We start from the raw sequence: 15,387 nt of genomic DNA on the forward strand, positions 1-15,387 counted from the left end.
GCCCAGGGGTATCTCAAAGACCTTGAAATGGCTCTTGCTTAGAGCTTGATGCCCGAAGCCCGGATCACCGGCGTCCACTGCGCGCGGTAGGCCTCCAGCATCTTCGCGGTCTGCTCCGGCGTGCTGCCGATGGCGTCGAGTTCGGCGCTGGCGAAGCGCGCGCGGGTGTCGGGCTCGGCCATGGCGCGGTGCACCGCGTCGCCGATGCGGCGGATGCGTTCGGCCGGCATGGAGGCGGGCGCGTAGAGCACGTTCCAGCCGACTGCCGAGAGCTTGAGGCCGACCTCCTGGAAGGTCGGCACGTCCGGCAGCGTGGCGCTGCGCCGGTCCGCCGAGTTGGCCAGGATGCGCAGCTTGCCGGATTTGTGCAGCGGCTCCAGCGCGTCGATGGTGTCCACCGCGATCGGCACGTGGCCGCCCATTAGGTCATTGGCCAGCGGGGCCGAGCCGCGGTAGCCGGCCACGGGCATGTCGATCTTCAGCTGCTGGGCCAGCATCAGCGCAAAGAAGTGCGGCAGGCTGCCGGTGGCCGGTACGCCGACGGTGATCTTGTCCTGGTTGGCCTGCATCCAGCCGCGCAGCGGGCCGAACTCGCGCACCGGGACCGCAGGGCCCACGGCCACGCCGAAGGCATAGCGGGTGATCTCCGACAAGGGGCGGTAGTCGCGCTCGACGTCGTAGCCCTCTTCCTTGACCAGCAGGGGCGAGACGAGCATCGGGGCCGGGTTGGCCAGCAGCAGCACATTGCGCGAGGCGGGCTCGCGGTGCACCTGCTGCACCGCCAGCCGGCCGCCGGCGCCGACGCGGTTCTCCACCACCACCGAGACGCCCAGCAGCGGCTGCAGCGCGTTGGCCAGCAGGCGCGCCGCGCGGTCGGTGCCGCCGCCCGGCGGATAGGGCACCACGATGCGCAGGACGCCGCCCTCGATATCTGCCGGCCCCTGCGCATGCGCCGCCGCCCATGCCGCCATTGCCGCCATTGCCGCCACGGCCTGCCGTCTGGTCCATTTCATGTGCGCTCCTTGTGCAAGACAAAAGACGCACTGTAGTGCGATGTTCATTTCTTGCGGTCATGTACAAAGAACGCACCGGGGGCTCAATCGGCCGCAGGCACTGCCCTGGCGGCGATGAGGCCGCTGATGTCTGCTGCGCAATAGCCGATGCTGCGCAGCACGGTCGCCGCGTCGGCGTTGAAGCTGCGCGGGTTGTCGCCGGGCGCTCCGGGCGTGCCGCGCAAACGGACCGGCAGCCCCACGCCGCGGTAACCTTCGCGCCGCACCAGCATCTGGCGGTGCCGGGCGTGCGGCTGCGCAAAGGCTTCCGCCACGGAGTTGACCGGCCCGGCAGGAACGCCCGCGCGCATGAGCGCGTCGCACAGGGCCTGGCGCGGCCAGCGGCCGATCGCGCGCTCGATCTCGCACTTGAGCGCATCCCTGTGCGCGATGCGCAGCGCGTTGTCCAGGAATCGCTCGTCGGCAGCCAAGCCGGGCTGCTCCACCACGGCGCAGAAGCGGCCGAACTGCGCGCGGTTCATGATGCCCAGGAAGATCTCGCCGTCCTGGCACCGGAAGCGGTCATAGGGTGCGATGTTGGGGTGGGCGCTGCCCAGCAGTCCTGGCACCTGGCCCGATTCGAAGTAGTTGGCGGCATGCGGCACCAGCAGGCTCAGCGCCGCGTCGAACAGCGTCACCTCCACGTGCTGTCCCCGGCCGGATGCATGCCGGCTGTGCAGCGCCAGCAGGATGCCGGTGAGCGCGGTGTAGGCGCTCAGGTGGTCGACGATGGGCACGCCGATGCGCGTCGGCCCGCTGGCCGCATCGCCATTGACGCTCATGAGTCCGCACATGGCCTGCAGCACCGCGTCGTAGCCGGGCAGCCCGGCCAGCGGGCCGTCGGCGCCGAAGCCGCTGATGCTGCAGTGGATGAGGCGGGGAAAGCGCTCCTTGATCCACCCGTCGTAGCCGATGTCCCACTTCTCCAGGGTGCCTGGCAGGAAGTTCTCGACCAGCACGTCGGCGTCCGCCAGCAGGCGCTCCAGTACCCCGCGGCCGGCGGCCTGCGCGAGGTCGAGGCTGATGCACTGCTTGCCGCGGTTGATCGCATTGAAGTAGGCGGCGTCGCCCTTTGCGTCGAAGGGCGGGCCCAGCGTGCGCGTGTCGTCGCCCGTGGGCGGCTCGACCTTGAGCACGGTGGCGCCATGGTCCGCGAGGATCTGCGTGCACATCGGTCCCGCCAGGATCCGCGACAGGTCCACCACCCGAATGCCGGCGAGCGCTCCCTGCATGGCGGTGCCTCACGCCCCGCGCTACTGCCGGCTCGGCAGTTCGACCACGCCGGAACCGACTACCGACAGCTCGTCATCCTGGTTGCGGGCCTCCTGCTCGATCTCGACCAGGTGCCAGCCGTCCTCGACGTACTTGCGCTTGACCCGCCCCTTGATGAACAGCATGTCACCCTCGGGGTTGTGGCGGCGGATCTTGCAGTTCGCCTGGCGCAGAAAGCCGTCGTCGCCCATCCAGTTGGTGAGGTGGTGCGTGAGCCACGAGGTGCGCTCCGGGCCGTAGTCGTAGGCCCCGGGCGCGCCCACCTCCAGCGCGAAGTCTTCTTCCCAGTGCACGCGCTCGGGCACGTCGGGAATGCCGAAGCGGTTGGTGATGCCCACGCCCGGGTGCGCGTCTATCAGCTTCCACGCCAGCTTGTTGGCGCGGATGTACAGGCCGCCCCAGCCCTGCGCATAGGCGATGAAGCCGGTGACCGTCATCGGCCCCTTGAACATGACGGGCAGTTCCTCGCCCTCGGCCACGTCCTGCCAATAGCGCGGCGTGGCGCCACGCACTTGCTCGTGGCGGTAGAGCTTGCAGGCCTCGGCGATCTCCTCGGGCGCGTAGCGCCGCGGCGTGCGGGCGCGCACCTCCTGGTACTTGGTTCCCTGCTCGCGCGCATGGTCGCGCTCGGTGCGGAAGCACCAGCTGTCGGCCTCGGCCACCTTGTCGCCCTTCTGGTTGTAGAAGTCGACATGGTAGATCTGCTGCACGGCACGGCCGGCGAAGCGGGTCTGGTGCTCGACCAGTTCCTTCAGGTAGGCCTCGGTGCGGATCTCGTCATTGCGGTGGACGTTCTTGTGCCAGGTCCAGTCGGAGCCGGACCACATGGCATGCACGCCCGGCAGGCCGCCGACGTAGCCGGACACGATGCGGCTGGTGGAAAACAGGAAGCTCGGCAGCGCCAGGATGCCGCCATGCCGCGTCCTGGCGGCGTAGGCCGGGTCGCACCACAGCGGGTTGTCGTCACCGATGCCGTGCGCATAGTGGCGGATGTTGTCGCGCGTGGCCTCGTAGCACCAGGGCTCCTGCGTGTTCTCGATCTTCTGGCCGATGCGCTCGCGCAGCTCATCGAGGCCGCGTTCAGTGATCTTGGGAAAGGTTCTCTCGGCTACTGCGGACATCGTCGTCTCCTTGCTGGGGTAGGGTTCATGCGTTGGCGGTGGGCTGCTCGCGGTCGCGCAGCAGCTTTCGGTGCACCTTGCCGGCCGGCGTCTTGGGCAGGTCGGCGACGAAGACCACGTGGCGCGGGTATTCGTGCTGGCTCAGGCGGCTGCGCACCAGTTCCTGGATCTCCCGGGTGAAGGCCTCGCTGCCCTCGCGCCGGGCGACGACGAAGGCCTTCACCACCTGGCCGCGCAGCGCGTCCGCCACGCCGATGGCGGCGGCCTCCTGCACGTCGGGGTGCTTGAGCACCGCGTCTTCGATCTCGACCGCGCTCATGGTCCAGCCCGCGGAAATGATCACGTCGTCGGCACGGCCTGCGTGATAGAAGTAGCCGTCGCCGTCGACCCGCCCGAGGTCCTTGGTCGCCACCCAGGCGCCGCCGCGCCAGAGCTTGAGCTCGCCCACCACGCCGGGTGGGCATGGCCTGCCCTCGGGGTCCTGCACCTCCACGCGCCCGCCGGGGATCGGCTTGCCGAGCGAGCCGTGCCGGACCTGAAAGTCCTGGGCGCCGGGGTAGTTCACCAGGATCACGCCGATCTCGGTCGTGCCGTACATGCTGCACACCGGGCAGCCGAAGGTCTTCTTCACGAAGTCCTCGGTCTCGCCGTCCATCGGCTCTCCGGTGTAGGAGAGCTTCTCCAGGTAGTACCTGTATTGGTCCGCGGCGCCGCAGTTGCGCATCATGCGGAAGTGCGTCGCCGCCGCCGAGATGTTGTTGAAGCGGCCGCGCTGCAATGCCTTGAGCAGGCGCGCGGCATCGAACCTGCCCGAATAGGCGCCGATGGTCACGCCCAGCGCCAGCGGCGCCAGCGTGCCGTGCCACAGCCCGTGGCCCCAGGCCGGTGAGGACGGACAGAAGAAGCGGTCGCCCGGCCTTATGCCGGTGCCGTACAGCGCGGCAAGCATCAGCGTTACCAGGGCACGCTGCTTGTGCCGCACGGCCGCGGGCAGCTCGCGCGTGGTGCCGGAGGTGTACTGGAAGATCGCGTCGTCGTCGGCCGCGGTGCTGACTTGGTAGCGGTCGGGGAAGGCGCTCAGTGCCGCGGCAAGACCTTCGTCCGCGATGAGGACCTCGACCCCGTCGGTGCCCGCCGAGACCTGCGCCTTCTCCGCATTGGTGATCAGGATCTTCGGCCTGCAGTCCTCGACCCGCAGGCGGATGCCGTCCGGCCCGAACAGGGTGAACAGGGGCACCACGATGGCGCCCGCCTTGATCGCGCCGAAGATGGCGGCGTAGAAGGCCAGCGAGGGCTCCAGCATCACCGCCACGCGGTCCCCGCGCCGGATGCCGCGGGCCGCCAGCAGATGGGCGAAGCGGCTGGACATGCGCGACAGGTTCCTGAAGCTGATCACCTCTTCGCTGCCATCGGCATGCGCCACGACGACGGCGATCTTGTCGCCCGCGGCATGCCGGTCGACGCACTCGTGCGCAATGTTGAAGGACGCGCGGTCGCCGTCGAACAGATCCCAGAGCCGCTCCGGGGTGCAGTGTTTCTGCGCGTCGGCGAACAGGGTGTAGTCGGTCAGTTTTTTCATCTGCTTGAGGGAGTCTTGGGATGGCGCCACTATGCGGGTTGCACTTTATTTTTGTCAAATGCAACTTCTTTTTGTACATAGACAATAAATGGAAAAGACGGATTCCCGGAATCCGAACTATCCGCACAGTCATGAAGGAGGCGCCCCATGACGGACCTGCCCCCCCCGGCAGACCCGCGCGAAGGCGGGTGGAAGCCCTCGCGCTCGACGGGCGCCTTCATGGCGCTGGCGGGCCCGCTCTGGGCCAGGAGAGAAGGCGAGGACTGGGCCCATGGCGTGCCGGCGGCCGCGCAGCACCTGAACCCCGCGGGCCTGGTGCGCGGCGGGCTGCTCGCCAGCCTGATGGACCACGCGCTGAGCACCATCGCATGGGAGGCGGCAGAGCGCAGGCCCTGCATGACACTGCAGCTCGACACGCACTTCCTGTCGCCGGCGCGGGCCGGCGAACTGATCGAGGCGCGCGGCCGGGTGCCGCGACGCAGCGCGAACCTGGTCTTCCTGCGCGGCAGCCTGCGCGCGGGCGAGCGGCAGGTGCTGGCGGCGCAGGCCCTCATGAAGATCCGGCGCCAGGAGATTTGCGCATCCTGCTTTTGTACTAATACAACTTATTGTCGTATTTGACAATGAAAAGCACGACTTCCATACTGAGCCCGAAGCCACCCCGGGCCTGGCGATCAACGCCTTCAACAGGAGACAAGGAATGAAACCATGGAAGTTTCTCGCAGGCTGCGCACTGGCGCTCGCGTCGCTCTGCGCGATGGCGCAGGCCTACCCGGCCAAGCCGATTCGCATCATCGTGGCCTATCCGGCGGGCCAGGGTACCGACATCGCAACCCGCTACCTCGCCAACCTGCTGGCCAAGGATCTGGGCCAGCCCATCTTCATCGACAACCGGCCGGGAGCCGGCGGCAACCTGGGGACCGAGATCGCGGCCGACGCGCCCGCGGACGGCTACACGCTGACCATGGGCACCAACGCCACGCATGCGGTCAACGCGTTTCTCTATTCCGGCGTGCGCGTGCGGCCGGAGCGGGACTTCGAGCCGATCGCGCTGGTCGGCACTTTCCCGATGGTGCTGGTGGTCAACGCCAGTTCCTCCCTGCGCTCGGTCGATGACCTGGTGAGCGCGGTCAAGGGCAATGCGCGCTCGTCCGACATTGCCACGCCGAGCACGACGGCGCGCCTGGTCGTGGAGCTGCTGAAGGAGCGCACCGGGCTGGGGCTCTTCCCGGTGCCGTACAAGGGCTCGGGCACGGCAATGACCGACGTGCTGGGCGGCCAGTTGCCGCTGCTGATCGACACGCCCACGGCCCTGCGACCGCAGATCGGCGCAGGCCACGTGCGGGCCATCGCGGTCACGTCCGCGGCGCCGAGCGGACTGGTGCCGGGCGTCCGGCCGGTGGCGGAGCAGGGCTATCCGGGCTTCGAGGTGGTGGCCTGGAATGCGCTGTATGCACCGCGCGGCACGCCGGCGGCCGTCCTGGACACGCTGAACGCCGCCGTCAACAAGGTCCTCGCCCGGCCGGAAACCCGGCAGCAGCTGCTGGAATACGGCTTCGACCCCGCGGGCGGCACGCGGCAGCAACTGGCCGACTTCGCGCAGGGCGAGCGCAGGAAGTGGGAGCCGATCATCAAGGCGGCCGGGCTCAAGGCGGAATGATGTGGATCACCTCCAGGCTGCGCGCCTCGCGTCTTCGCCCAACCCCTGAAAAGGGCACATCCTGCGGCCCGGCGGAGCCGGTTCCGCGGATGTCAGCGCATGGACTGCCGCGCGGCCTTTTGTGCCCTTGGGCTTCATTTGCTGCGGGTGGCGCGTGAGCGCCATGCGTGACTGACATGGACGCCCCTGCCGGGGTGGGCAGCCCCTGGCGCGGCCTCGTGGAGCGCGCGCCATCTGGGATAAGCTTGCGCAAGACCCACGCGAGCGCCATGAAGCCCAGCCCTGCCCCCACCGCGACAGCCCCGATCAAGGGGGCGACGAACAAGAAGCCGGTCCGCGTGCGGCCGGTGCCGGGCGTCACGCGCGCCATTGCCATCCTGCGGCTGCTGGGCCGCTCGCCGCAGCCGATGGGCGTGAAGGCGATTGCCGATGCGCTGGAGCTGGTGCCCAGCACCTGCCTGCACATCCTGCGCGCGCTGGTGGCCGAGGAACTGGTACGCATCGACGGCGACACCAAGCGCTACTCGCTGGGCACCGGCATGCTGAGCCTGGCACGCAGCGCGATCGAGAGCAGCAGCTTCGCCAACCTGGTCCAGCCGATGCTCGATGCGCTGGCGCACGACTGGAACGTGACCATGATCGGAGTGCAGACGCCCGACGCGGAGCACATGGTGGTGCTGGCCCTGTCGCGCTCGCGCGCGCCGTTCCGCCTGCACGTGGACGTGGGCAGCCGCTTCCCCGCGCTGGTCAGCGCCACCGGCCGGCTGGTGGCGGCCTTCAGCGACGAACCCTGGCCCCGGATCGAGAAGCGCTTCAAGGCCCTGCGCTGGGACAAGCCGATCGAGCTGGCCACCTGGAAGCGCGAGGTCGAGCTGGCGCGCAAGCGGGGCTACAGCATCGACCGGGGCAACTACATGAGCGGGGTGACCGTGATCGCCGTGCCGGTGCTCGATGCCGCGCAGCGGGTGAGCCATACGCTGGTGGCCACCGGGCTGTCCGAAAAACTGTCCGGCAGTGCCGGCACCGAACTGGCCAAGGCCATGAAGAAAGAAGCAGACGGCCTATCGGCCCTGCTGCCATCGATCCGATGACAAACACCCCCACCGCAGACGCAGCAGAGGCGCAGGAACTGGTGCTGCGCGTGATCCCCATGCCCGCCGACACGCACCTGGGCGACCAGGTGGCGGGCAGCTGGATGCTCTCCAAACTCGACTCCGCCGGCAGCGTGCTGCCGATGCGCATCACGCGCGCGCGGGTGGTGCTGGTGGGCATCGAGAAGCTCGCCTTCACCCAGCCGGTGAAGACCGGCGATCTGGTGTCGTTCTACGCGAAGCTGCTGCGCGTGGGCTCCACCTCCGTCAGCGTGCGCGTGCGGGCCCTGACCGAGCGACGCGGCAGCAACGGCAGCGCCACGCAGGTGACCGAGGCGGTCATGACCTACGTCGCCATCGACGAACAGGGCGCGCCGGTGCCGGTCGCTCGCGCCCCGTAAACTGGCGGCGTGCTGCACGGACCCCTCTCCTCTTTCGAAGAACGCCGCCGCACGACCGTGCTGGGCGCGGCCGGCTGGCTGCTGGCGCCCCATGCGCAGGCCCGTGCCGGCGCCGCGCCCGACGACGGCTGGCCGCCCCATGCGCCGGTGCCCGGAGGCGTGGCCCGGCTCTCGCTCGGCCCCGCCGCAACGCGGCCGGTGGCGCGGAGCGGCGATGCGCCGGTGCTGGTGCTGGGCGACGCGATCGAATGGACGGCGCTGGTCGGCATCCCGCTGGCGGCGCGGCCGGGCGAGGCAGAGATCACGGTGGCGGACACACGGGGCGGCCCGCCGCGCCGGGTGGCCTACCGCATCGCGCCCAAGCGCTACGTGGAGCAGCGGCTGCAGGTGGCGCCCGGCACGGTCGACCTCTCGCCCGCGAACCAGGCGCGCTATGAACGCGAGCGCGCGCATCTGGCGTCGGTCATGGCGACCTTCACCGAGCCCTTGCCGCAGTTCCTGCGCATGCGGGTGCCGGTGCCGGGCCGGCGCTCCAGCTCCTTCGGGCTGCGCCGCGTGTTCAACGGCCAGGCGCGCAATCCGCACAGCGGCATGGACATCGCCGCGCCCACCGGCACGCCGGTGCATGCGCCGCTGGCGGGCCGGGTGATCGACACCGGCGACTACTTCTTCAACGGCAACACGGTGTGGCTGGACCATGGCGGCGGGCTGCTGACCATGTTCTGCCACCTGAGCGCCATCGACGTGAAGCCCGGCGACGCATTGCAGCCCGGCGACCGCTTCTGCGCCGTCGGCGCCACCGGCCGCGTGACCGGGCCGCACCTGCACTGGTCGGTGATGCTCAACCGGGCCATGGTGGACCCGGCGCTGTTCATGGGTGCTTGAGCGTCACAGCGAGGAAAAGTCCGGCCGGCGCTTCTCCATGAAGGCGCTGAAGGCTTCCTTGGCGGCCGGCTCGCGCAGCATGCGGCCGAAGATCGCGCCTTCCTCATCCATCTGCTGCGCCAGCAGGGCGGCCTGGCCCTTCTTCATGAGGCGCTTGGTTTCCACCAGCGAGGACAGCGGCTTGGCCGCGAGCTTCCTGGCCTGCGCCTGGGCGAAGGCATTGGCCTCGGTCGGCGGCACCACGCGGTTGACCAGGCCGACTTCCAGCGCCGCCTCGGCGAAGAAGGGCTCGCCCAGCAGCAGCGCCTCGGCCGCGCGGTGGTAGCCGAACATCTGCGGCAGCAGCAGGCTGGAGCCGCCTTCGGCGCACACGCCCAGGTTGACGAAGGGCAGCGAGAACGCGGCGTTGTCCCCGGCATAGACCAGGTCGCAGTGCATCAGCATGGTGGTGCCGATGCCCACGGCCGGCCCGCAGACCGCGGCCACCAGCGGCTTGGAAAAGCCGGCAATGGTGTGCAGGAAGCGAAAGGCCGGCGATGCGATGCTGCCGGCCGCGCTCTGCGCCGCGCCGCCGGCCGCCGCCAGGAAGTCGCCCACGTCATTGCCCGCGCTGAAGACGGTGGGGTCGCCCTGCAGCACCAGCACGCGCACGGCGGCGTCGGCGTCGGCCGCCAGCAGCGCGTCGGCCAGCGCGGTGTACATGGCGCCGGTGATGGAATTCTTCTTGTCCGGGCGATTGAAGGTCAGCGTGGTCACGCCGGCTTCGAAGTGGATCAGGATGTCGCTCATGGGGTCTCCTAGGGGGGCGAATCGCGGGAGTCTATTGCTTGAAATAGACGATCTGGTGGCTGGTGGCCAGCACCGTGCCGGCCTCGTTCCAGATCTGCGCGTTCTGGTCGAAGAAGCCGTTGCGGAACTCCTGCGCGCGCGCCTGGCCCAGCAGATAGCCGGTGCCGGTCTGCGCCAGTTCGTCCGCGCCGGCATGGAAGTAGGTGGTGATGGATACCGTGCCCGCCGGCACCGGGGTGGCGCGGCGCAGCCAGACGCGCGGAAAGAACACGTCGGCCATGGCCGCGAGCGAGCAGAAGTCCAGTGCGCGCGGCTCGGCGTCGCGCATCCAGAGTTGCGAGAGGCTGTCCTCGCCCTGCCCGTCCCAGCGCCGCGGCAGCGGGCCGCGCACCGGGCGCAGCTCATAGCGGCGCAGCCATTCCACGCCCGAAGACGCGGCGAACGGCTCCGCCTCGGCCGGCGCGGGCACGGCGGGCATGGGCGTGTCGCTCTGGCTCCAGGTGTCGCGCCGCGCGGCGGTGACGAGCGTGGCCGTGGTGGCGACCACCGGCTGGCCCTCCTCGCCCGGCTGGGTCTGGGTGAGGGTCCAGTGCTGGGTCGAGCGGTTGGTGCGCACCGGCCGCGCCTCGACCTCGAACGGCGCGGCCGTGAGCGCGCCCGCATAGTTCACGGTCAGCGCCAGCGGCTCGCCCTGCCGCTCAGGGTGCAGCAGCGCGGCCTGCAACAGCGTGGCCGCCGTGCTGCCGCCGAACGGCCCGACCATGTTCCAGTAGGCCGCGCTGGGCGTGCCGCGCCAGCGGTGCTCGGCAACGGCTTGCAGCCGCAGGGCGTCGTCGAAGCGATGGGGATTCATGGCGGCCAGTGTGCCGCGCCCGGGGGCTGCGGGCAGTCGTGTGGGAGACGCGGTGCGCGCGGCCGGCAATCGCTATTAAAACAATAGCAAAATGCCCAGGAACTACCTGGGCTACAGGCATTTTTCATGCAAAAACAGGGGCGAAACGTCACACCCGCTCGAAAATGCCTGCCGCGCCCTGCCCCATGCCCACGCACATCGTGACCATGCCGTACCTGAGTTGCTTGCGCCGCAGCGCATGCACCACGGTGGCCGAGCGGATGGCGCCGGTGGCGCCCAGCGGGTGGCCCAGCGCAATCGCGCCGCCCATGGGGTTGACCTTGGCCGGGTCCAGGCCCAGCGTGTTGACCACGGCCAGGGACTGCGCGGCAAAGGCCTCGTTCAGCTCGAACCAGTCGATGTCGTCCTGCTGGAGGCCGGCATAGCGCAGCGCCGCCGGGATCGCCTCGATCGGGCCGATGCCCATGACGGCCGGCGGCACGCCCTTGCTGGCATAGCTGACGAAACGCGCCAGCGGCGTCAGGCCGAAGCGCTGCACCGCCGCGCCGCTGGCCAGCACCAGCACGCCCGCGCCGTCGGAGGTCTGCGAGCTGTTGCCCGCCGTGACCGAGCCGCGCGCGGCGAACACGGTGCGCAGCTTGCCCAGGCCTTCCAGGCTGGTGTCCGGGCGCGCGCCTTCGTCCAGGCTGACGGTGCGTGTCCTGGTGGCGACCTCGCCGGTTTGCAGGTCGGGCGTGCGCTCGGTCACCTCGATCGGCGTGATCTCGGCCGTGAAGTCACCAGCCGCCTGCGCCGCCAGCGCGCGCTGGTGCGACTGCAGCGCGAAGGCGTCCTGCGCCTCGCGCGAGACCTTCCACTGCTGCGCAACCTTCTCGGCGGTCAGCCCCATGCCGTAGGCAATGCCCACGTCGCCATCGCGCTCGAAGATGCTGGGCGAGAGCGAAGGCGCGTTGCCCATCATGGGCACCATGCTCATGCTCTCGACGCCGGCGGCGATCATGACCTCGGCCTCGCCCACGCGGATGCGGTCGGCCGCCATCTGCACCGCAGACAGGCCCGAGGCGCAGAAGCGGTTGACGGTGATGCCGCCCACGCTGGTCGGCAGCCCGGCCAGCACGGCCGCGATGCGCGCCACGTTCAGGCCCTGCTGCGCCTCGGGAATGGCGCAGCCGCACACGATGTCCTCGATGGCCGCCGGGTCCAGCCCCGGCACCTGCGCCAGCGCGGCCTTGAGCGTGGTCGCCAGCAGGTCGTCCGGCCGGGTGTTGCGGAAGAAGCCGCGGTGCGACTTGCCGATCGGCGTGCGGGTGGCGGCGACGATGTAGGCGTCTTGTACTTGTTTCATGGATATCTCCTGCTCTGTCGGGTTTACTCCTTCCCCCTTTGGGGGAAGGCAGGGATGGGGGCCAGCGGCGCCAGCTTCGCCAGCCGGTGGGCAATGGCCGTCAGCACGCCGTCGAAATTCAAGAACGGGTCATTCGGGGCAAAGCGCAGCACGTCGAAGCCCTGCGCGTGAAAGAACGCATCGCGCTGCGCGTCATAGGCGGCCCGATCCGCATGCTGCGAACCGTCGAGCCCGACCACCAGCTTCGGCGCAAGGCAAGCGAAATCGGCGACGTAAACGCCCAGGAGATGCTGGCGCCGGAACTTCACGCCCAGTTGCTCGCCCCGCAGACCGGGCCAAAGCTTGCGCTCGGAATCCGTCATGCCACGGCGCAGTACGCGGGCATGGAGCCGGGCCTTGGGTGTGGCTTGGTTCTGCATGATTGAGGCTGCTGCGGCCCCCATCCCAGCCTTCCCCCACGAGGAGGAAGGAGCGGGGCGGGGATCAGTTGCGCACCGGCTTGCCCGTACTCAGCATCCCCATGATCCGCTCCTGCGTCTTGGGATGCACGATCAGCGAGCAGAAGGCCTTGCGCTCCAGCGCCATCAGATACTCCTCGCTCACCAGGGTGCCGGCGTCCACGTCGCCGCCGCAGACCACGTGGGCGATCAGGCTGGCGATGTGGAAGTCGTGCGCGCTGATGAAGCCGCCGTCGCGCATGTTGACCAGTTGGCCCTTGATGGTGGCCGCGCCGCTGCGGCCCGCCACGCGGAAGGGCCGGCGCAGCGGTGCGCGCCAGCCGGCCTCTGCCATGGCCCGGGCTTCGTTCAGCGCCACGTGGAGCAGTTCGTCCTTGTGCGGCACGACGATGTCGCTGTCCAGCAGGTAGCCGAGCTTCTTCGATTCCAGCGCGCTGGTGCCGACCTTGGCCATGGCCGCGGCCGTGAAGCCTTCGGTCAGGAAGGGCAACAGATCGGTGCCGGTGGAGGCCGCCGCGTTCTCGGCTGCGCGGCGGGCGATGTAGGTCAGGCCGCCGGCGCCCGGCACCAGGCCGACCCCGACCTCGACCAGGCCGATGTAGCTTTCCATCGCCGCCACGCGCCGGGACGCGTGCACCGCCAGTTCGCAGCCCCCGCCCAGCGCCATGCCGCGCACGGCGGCCACCACCGGCACGCCGGCGTAGCGGATCCTGAGCATGGTGTTCTGCAGTTCCTGCTCCGCGCCCTCGATGGCATCGACGCCGGCGACGACGAAGGCCGGCAGCATGGCCTGCAGATCGGCACCGACCGAGAACACCTCGTCCGGCGACCAGATCACCAGGGCCTGGTACTCCTTCTCGGCCAGGTCCACGGCCGCGGCGAGCGCCTCGGCCACGTCGGGGCTGATGGCGTGCATCTTGGAGTGGATGCTGGCGATCAGCACGTCGCCGTCCAGCGTCCACAGGCGCACGTCGCCTTCGTCGCTGATGGTGGTGCCGGCCTTGCCCGCTTCCGCGGCGTTGGCGCCCAGCACGCTTTCGGGGAACAGCTGGCGCGCATGCACCGGCAGCCTGCGCTGCGGCACGAAGCGGTTCAGCGACGGGCTCCACGAGCCTTCGGGCGTGTGCACGCCGCCGGCCTGGGCGACCGGGCCCTCGAACACCCACTGGGGCAGCGGCGCCTTGGACAGGGCCTCACCCTTGTCGATGTCCTCCTGCACCATCCTGGCCACGTCGAGCCAGCCGGCCTCCTGCCAGAGTTCGAACGGGCCCTGCTTCATGCCGAAGCCCCAGCGCATGGCCAGATCCACGTCGCGCGCGCTCTCGGCGATGTCACCCAGGTGCACGGCGGCATAGTGGAAGCTGTCGCGCAGGATGGCCCAGAGGAATCGGCCCTGCGCGCCTTCGCTGTTGCGCAGCAGCTTCAGGCGCTCGGCCGCGGGCTTCTTGAGCATGCGGGCATAGACCTCGTCGGCCTTGGCGCCGGCCGGCACGTAGTCGCCGGCCTTCAGGTCGAAGCGCAGGATGTCGCGGCCCGCCTTCTTGAAGAAGCCGGCCTTGGTCTTCTGGCCCAGGTGCTTGAGCTCCAGCAGCTTGGCCAGCACCGGCGGCGTGGCGAAGTTGGGGTAGAACGGGTCGCTCTTCTCGTCCAGGTTGTCCTGCAGCGTCCTGATGACATGGGCCATGGTGTCCAGGCCCACCACGTCGGCGGTGCGGAAGGTGCCGCTGCTGGCGCGGCCGAGCTTCTTGCCGGTGAGGTCGTCCACCACGTCGGGCGTCAGGCCGTATTTCTCGACCTCCTTGATCGTCGCCAGCATGCCGGCGATGCCGACCCGGTTGGCGATGAAGTTGGGCGTGTCCTTGGCGCGCACCACGCCCTTGCCCAGGACGCGGGTGACGAAGGTCTCCAGGTCGTCGAGCACCGGCGCGCCGGTGCTGGGCGTGGCGATCAGCTCCACCAGGAACATGTAGCGCGGCGGGTTGAAGAAGTGGATGCCGCAGAAGCGGTGCCGCAGCGCCTCGGGCACGGCCTCGCTCAGTTTGGTGATCGACAGGCCCGAGGTGTTGGAGGCCAGGATCGCGTGCGGCGCCACGTGCGGCGCGATCTTCTTGTAGAGGTCGAGCTTCCAGTCCATGCGCTCGGCGATCGCCTCGATCACCAGGTCGCATTCGGCGAGCCTGGCCAGGTCGTCGTCGTAGTTGGCCGGTTCGATCAGGGCCGCGTCCTCGGCAACGCCCAGCGGCGCGGGCTTCTGCTTCTTGAGGTTGTCGATGGCGCGGGTGACGATGCCGTTCTTGGGGCCTTCCTTGGCCGCCAGATCGAACAGCAGCACCGGCACCCGCACGTTGACGAGATGCGCCGCGATCTGCGCCCCCATCACGCCGGCGCCGAGCACGGCGACTTTCTTCACTTGGAATCGGGACATGTCTTTTGTTCCTTTAATTTGTCAGCGCCCCACACCGCAAACGCAGCCTGGCCCTTTCGCAGGACACCGCAGAACCGGCTTCGCCGGGCCGCTGGTGCCGCCCCCTGCAAGGGGGTTGGCGAAGACGCGAAGTACGAAGCCTGGGGGTGTGCATCAATTGACGCGGGACCAGATCTGGGTTCGCCAAAAGGGCCCGAGGTAGCCGCGCACTTCGAGCTTCCTGCCGCCCTCGATGGGCGTGTAGCTGGCGCGGTATTCCTTGCCGTTCTCGGGGTCGAGGATCTTGCCGCCCTCCCACAGGTCCTTGCCCTCGGCCTTCTTGCCGCCGCGGATGATCTCCAGTCCCAGCATGGGCTGGTCCTTGCGGTCGTCGGTGCATTGGGTGCAGCGCTCGGCCGGGTCGGCGCCCTGGCGCAGCAGCTTGCCGACGCGGCCGCTGAGCGCGCCGCCCTGCTC

General features: G+C 69.5%; 15 protein-coding genes. 5 read left to right on the forward strand and 10 right to left on the reverse strand.

All coding sequences use genetic code 11. The features are described 5' to 3' along the window. Window positions 1–38: 38 nt before the first annotated feature. The 4 genes from JHD63_RS18450 to JHD63_RS18465 all read right to left on the reverse strand — a co-directional run bounded on the left by JHD63_RS18450 (window position 39) and on the right by JHD63_RS18465 (window position 5,024). Window positions 39–1,013: a tripartite tricarboxylate transporter substrate-binding protein gene (locus JHD63_RS18450; protein WP_198972271.1), complete on the reverse strand. Its 975-nt coding sequence runs from the start codon at window positions 1,011–1,013 to the stop codon at window positions 39–41. 83 nt (window positions 1,014–1,096) lie between these two features. After that, window positions 1,097–2,284: a CaiB/BaiF CoA transferase family protein gene (locus JHD63_RS18455; RefSeq protein WP_198972272.1), complete on the reverse strand. Its 1,188-nt coding sequence runs from the start codon at window positions 2,282–2,284 to the stop codon at window positions 1,097–1,099. Between the two features lie 21 nt (window positions 2,285–2,305). Beyond that, on the reverse strand, window positions 2,306–3,445 hold the full coding sequence (locus tag JHD63_RS18460) for an FAS1-like dehydratase domain-containing protein (protein WP_198972273.1): 1,140 nt from the start codon (window positions 3,443–3,445) through the stop codon (window positions 2,306–2,308). Between the two features lie 25 nt (window positions 3,446–3,470). Continuing rightward, complete coding sequence (locus JHD63_RS18465; protein ID WP_198972274.1) at window positions 3,471–5,024, reverse strand: acyl-CoA synthetase; 1,554 nt, start codon at window positions 5,022–5,024, stop codon at window positions 3,471–3,473. A 147-nt stretch (window positions 5,025–5,171) separates the two neighbouring features. Between JHD63_RS18465 and JHD63_RS18470 the strand changes: the two genes are divergently transcribed. The 5 genes from JHD63_RS18470 (at window position 5,172) to JHD63_RS18490 (ending at window position 9,061) form a co-directional block, all read left to right on the forward strand. Then, complete coding sequence (locus tag JHD63_RS18470; RefSeq protein WP_233168393.1) at window positions 5,172–5,645, forward strand: PaaI family thioesterase; 474 nt, start codon at window positions 5,172–5,174, stop codon at window positions 5,643–5,645. 79 nt (window positions 5,646–5,724) lie between these two features. Next, window positions 5,725–6,684, forward strand: a complete 960-nt coding sequence (locus JHD63_RS18475) for a Bug family tripartite tricarboxylate transporter substrate binding protein (RefSeq protein ID WP_198972275.1) — start codon at window positions 5,725–5,727, stop codon at window positions 6,682–6,684. Window positions 6,685–6,953: 269 nt separating this feature from the next. After that, on the forward strand, window positions 6,954–7,775 hold the full coding sequence (locus tag JHD63_RS18480; RefSeq protein ID WP_198972276.1) for an IclR family transcriptional regulator: 822 nt from the start codon (window positions 6,954–6,956) through the stop codon (window positions 7,773–7,775). Beyond that, the gene (locus tag JHD63_RS18485) at window positions 7,772–8,176 is read left to right on the forward strand and encodes an acyl-CoA thioesterase (RefSeq protein WP_198972277.1); all 405 of its coding nucleotides are present in this window, start codon (window positions 7,772–7,774) and stop codon (window positions 8,174–8,176) included. Before JHD63_RS18480 ends, JHD63_RS18485 begins: the two co-directional genes overlap by 4 nt. A gap of 9 nt (window positions 8,177–8,185) precedes the next feature. Then, window positions 8,186–9,061: a peptidoglycan DD-metalloendopeptidase family protein gene (locus JHD63_RS18490; protein ID WP_198972278.1), complete on the forward strand. Its 876-nt coding sequence runs from the start codon at window positions 8,186–8,188 to the stop codon at window positions 9,059–9,061. A gap of 3 nt (window positions 9,062–9,064) precedes the next feature. Here the strand turns inward: JHD63_RS18490 and JHD63_RS18495 are convergent, their stop codons facing one another. The 6 genes from JHD63_RS18495 to JHD63_RS18520 all read right to left on the reverse strand — a co-directional run. Beyond that, window positions 9,065–9,850 carry an enoyl-CoA hydratase gene (locus JHD63_RS18495; RefSeq protein WP_198972279.1) on the reverse strand — a complete coding sequence of 262 codons (786 nt, stop codon included), beginning with the start codon at window positions 9,848–9,850 and terminating at the stop codon, window positions 9,065–9,067. 31 nt (window positions 9,851–9,881) lie between these two features. Next, window positions 9,882–10,703 carry an acyl-CoA thioesterase gene (locus JHD63_RS18500; RefSeq protein WP_198972280.1) on the reverse strand — a complete coding sequence of 274 codons (822 nt, stop codon included), beginning with the start codon at window positions 10,701–10,703 and terminating at the stop codon, window positions 9,882–9,884. A gap of 148 nt (window positions 10,704–10,851) precedes the next feature. Then, a complete protein-coding gene (locus JHD63_RS18505) occupies window positions 10,852–12,048 on the reverse strand; it encodes an acetyl-CoA C-acyltransferase (protein WP_198972281.1) in 1,197 nt (398 codons plus the stop codon). A 23-nt stretch (window positions 12,049–12,071) separates the two neighbouring features. Next, window positions 12,072–12,467 carry a DUF559 domain-containing protein gene (locus JHD63_RS18510; RefSeq protein ID WP_198972282.1) on the reverse strand — a complete coding sequence of 132 codons (396 nt, stop codon included), beginning with the start codon at window positions 12,465–12,467 and terminating at the stop codon, window positions 12,072–12,074. A 64-nt stretch (window positions 12,468–12,531) separates the two neighbouring features. After that, the gene (locus JHD63_RS18515; protein WP_198972283.1) at window positions 12,532–14,931 is read right to left on the reverse strand and encodes a 3-hydroxyacyl-CoA dehydrogenase/enoyl-CoA hydratase family protein; all 2,400 of its coding nucleotides are present in this window, start codon (window positions 14,929–14,931) and stop codon (window positions 12,532–12,534) included. A 153-nt stretch (window positions 14,932–15,084) separates the two neighbouring features. Then, window positions 15,085–15,387 (reverse strand): DUF2147 domain-containing protein (locus JHD63_RS18520; protein ID WP_198972284.1); only part of this gene is annotated, 303 nt, incomplete at its 5' end.

It is taken from the genome of Xylophilus sp. ASV27 (genome assembly GCF_016428875.1).
Lineage (GTDB): Bacteria > Pseudomonadota > Gammaproteobacteria > Burkholderiales > Burkholderiaceae_C > Xylophilus.

Coding starts and splice junctions, on each gene's coding strand:
- JHD63_RS18500 (WP_198972280.1), bottom strand. CDS start 10,703: ATGAATCCCCATCGCTTCGACGACGCCCTGCGGCTGCAAGCCGTTGCC.
- JHD63_RS18470 (WP_233168393.1), top strand. CDS start 5,172: ATGACGGACCTGCCCCCCCCGGCAGACCCGCGCGAAGGCGGGTGGAAG.
- JHD63_RS18510 (WP_198972282.1), bottom strand. CDS start 12,467: ATGCAGAACCAAGCCACACCCAAGGCCCGGCTCCATGCCCGCGTACTG.
- JHD63_RS18515 (WP_198972283.1), bottom strand. CDS start 14,931: ATGTCCCGATTCCAAGTGAAGAAAGTCGCCGTGCTCGGCGCCGGCGTG.
- JHD63_RS18455 (WP_198972272.1), bottom strand. CDS start 2,284: ATGCAGGGAGCGCTCGCCGGCATTCGGGTGGTGGACCTGTCGCGGATC.
- JHD63_RS18480 (WP_198972276.1), top strand. CDS start 6,954: ATGAAGCCCAGCCCTGCCCCCACCGCGACAGCCCCGATCAAGGGGGCG.
- JHD63_RS18465 (WP_198972274.1), bottom strand. CDS start 5,024: ATGAAAAAACTGACCGACTACACCCTGTTCGCCGACGCGCAGAAACAC.
- JHD63_RS18505 (WP_198972281.1), bottom strand. CDS start 12,048: ATGAAACAAGTACAAGACGCCTACATCGTCGCCGCCACCCGCACGCCG.
- JHD63_RS18450 (WP_198972271.1), bottom strand. CDS start 1,013: ATGAAATGGACCAGACGGCAGGCCGTGGCGGCAATGGCGGCAATGGCG.
- JHD63_RS18460 (WP_198972273.1), bottom strand. CDS start 3,445: ATGTCCGCAGTAGCCGAGAGAACCTTTCCCAAGATCACTGAACGCGGC.
- JHD63_RS18475 (WP_198972275.1), top strand. CDS start 5,725: ATGAAACCATGGAAGTTTCTCGCAGGCTGCGCACTGGCGCTCGCGTCG.
- JHD63_RS18495 (WP_198972279.1), bottom strand. CDS start 9,850: ATGAGCGACATCCTGATCCACTTCGAAGCCGGCGTGACCACGCTGACC.
- JHD63_RS18485 (WP_198972277.1), top strand. CDS start 7,772: ATGACAAACACCCCCACCGCAGACGCAGCAGAGGCGCAGGAACTGGTG.